General features: G+C 69.9%; 2 protein-coding genes. Both read left to right on the top strand.

Features of this window, described 5'->3' with window-relative positions; all coding sequences use genetic code 11:
* Positions 1-238 precede the first annotated feature (238 nt).
* Positions 239-1,345: a peptide chain release factor 2 gene (gene prfB, locus ACTT8P_RS38120; protein ID WP_442836375.1), complete on the top strand. Its 1,107-nt coding sequence runs from the start codon at positions 239-241 to the stop codon at positions 1,343-1,345.
* 322 nt (positions 1,346-1,667) lie between these two features.
* Positions 1,668-2,327 carry a hypothetical protein gene (locus ACTT8P_RS38115; protein WP_442836374.1) on the top strand — a complete coding sequence of 220 codons (660 nt, stop codon included), beginning with the start codon at positions 1,668-1,670 and terminating at the stop codon, positions 2,325-2,327.
* Positions 2,328-2,410 lie beyond the last annotated feature (83 nt).

The raw sequence follows: 2,410 nt of genomic DNA, 5'->3' as shown, positions 1-2,410 counted from the left end.
CCCGCCGCCCCGGCTCGGCCCGCAACCGGGCCGCCGCCCGCCGCCGCCGGATCGCCCTCGGCGCGGGCGCCGTGGCACTGCTGGCGGCGATCGGCGTCGGCACCTGGCTGACCACGGCCGGTGACGAGGCCGACACCGGCCCCGAGGACACCCGGAACTCGGCACCGGCGGTCCCCTAGGCAAGCCCCCCCGTACCGCCGGGCGTGGGCCGCCCGGCGGAGCCGTTACGCTGGAGGGCGTGGCAGTCGTCGATGTATCCGAAGAGCTGAAGTCCCTCTCCTCGACCATGGAGTCGATCGAGGCCGTCCTGGACCTCGACAAGCTGAGGGCAGACATCGCCGTGCTCGAGGAGCAGGCGGCCGCGCCGTCCCTGTGGGACGACCCGGAGGCGGCGCAGAAGATCACCAGCAAGCTCTCCCACCTCCAGGCCGAGGTCAGGAAGGCGGAGGCGCTGCGCGGCCGGATCGACGATCTCGCGGTCCTCTTCGAGATGGCCGAGGAGGAGGACGACCCGGACACCCGGGCCGAGGCCGAGTCCGAGCTGACCTCGGTGCGCAAGGCGCTGGACGAGATGGAGGTCCGCACCCTGCTGTCCGGCGAGTACGACTCCCGGGAGGCGCTGGTCAACATCCGTGCCGAGGCGGGTGGCGTGGACGCCGCCGACTTCGCCGAGAAGCTCCAGCGGATGTACCTGCGCTGGGCGGAGCAGCGCGGCTACAAGACGGAGATCTACGAGACCTCGTACGCGGAGGAGGCCGGCATCAAGTCGACCACCTTCGCCGTGCAGGTGCCGTACGCCTACGGGACGCTCTCCGTCGAGCAGGGCACGCACCGGCTGGTGCGGATCTCGCCGTTCGACAACCAGGGCCGCCGCCAGACCTCCTTCGCGGGCGTCGAGATCCTCCCCGTGGTCGAGCAGACCGACCACATCGAGATCGACGAGTCCGAACTGCGGGTGGACGTCTACCGGTCCTCCGGCCCCGGCGGCCAGGGCGTGAACACGACGGACTCCGCGGTCCGGCTGACCCACCTGCCCACCGGCATCGTCGTCTCCTGCCAGAACGAGCGCTCGCAGATCCAGAACAAGGCGACCGCGATGAACGTCCTCCAGGCCAAGCTGCTCGAGCGGCGCCGCCAGGAGGAGCAGGAGAAGATGAACGCGCTCAAGGGCGACGGCGGCAACTCCTGGGGCAACCAGATGCGTTCGTACGTCCTGCACCCGTACCAGATGGTCAAGGACCTGCGTACCGACTACGAGGTGGGCAACCCCGAGGCCGTGTTCAACGGGGAGATCCAGGGTTTCCTGGAGGCCGGAATTCGCTGGCGCAAGCAGCAGGAGAAGTAACGGCGGTACGCTGACGCCGCTTTGTCGACAAGGCAACTGCCACCCGCACGGCGGCAGTTGCCTTTCGTATGCGCTTTTTCTGGGCTCGATGTCCGGCTTTTACATCAAACTCACAGTCTTTGTATCCGGCATACACCCCGAACGCGGACATCGCGTACGCAATGGCCTTGACGTTGCCTTTAAAAATAGGAAAGGTGATGCGCGGCATGCGTGTTTCTGGGGCGCATGTGAACCGGGGGGCTTCACAACATGGCTACCCCCGTCGATCACGGCCCCGAAACGCCGCCACCCTGACGATTCAGCTACTGGGGGTAGCAAACTTATGACCAAGAAGACGCGGGTCCGTGTCGCACGGGTCGCGGCCGGTGCCGTCATCGCCTTCGGCGCCTCGCTGACCGCGGCGGGTGCCGCCTCGGCGACGGAGGCCGATGACTGCATCCTCGGCGTCCTGTGCGGCGACGAGACGCCGGAGCCGGACCCGACCGACCCGACCGACCCGCCCACCGACATCCCGACCGACCCGGGCACCACCGACCCGACGGACCCGGGTACGACGGACCCGACCGACCCGGGCACCACCGACCCGACGGACCCGGGCACCACGGACCCGACCGACCCCGGCACCACCGACCCGGTCGAGCCCACCGACGACCCGACCGAGGGCACCGGCAACGGTGGCGGCAACGGGAACGGGAATGGCAACGGGAACGGGAACGCCGGCAACGGCAACACCGGCACCGACAACACCACCACCGACGGCGGCAACGACAACGCCGCCCAGAACCAGGGCACCTCGGCCCTGACCGACACCGGTGCGGACAGCACCGCGCAGACCTCGGCGCAGGGCAACGGCGACGAGCTCGCCGAGACCGGTGCCGCCGAGACCAGCTTCCTGCTCATCGGCGCCGCCACCATGATCGCCGGTGGCGTCGGCTTCCGCTTCCTGCCGCGCCTGATGGGCGGCCGGGGCGCCGCTGCCTGACGGTGACGGTCCGCGTACGGGACGCCGTACGCGCGCGGCATCACGGCCGAGGGGCCCGGAGCGTACGTACGGCGCTCCGGGCC

Origin of the sequence: Streptomyces sp. JW3, from assembly GCF_052216785.1 — a bacterium.
Lineage (GTDB): Bacteria > Actinomycetota > Actinomycetes > Streptomycetales > Streptomycetaceae > Streptomyces.
This window is presented reverse-complemented; position numbering and strand designations above follow the sequence as displayed.

Coding starts and splice junctions, on each gene's coding strand:
- ACTT8P_RS38115 (WP_442836374.1), top strand. CDS start 1,668: ATGACCAAGAAGACGCGGGTCCGTGTCGCACGGGTCGCGGCCGGTGCC.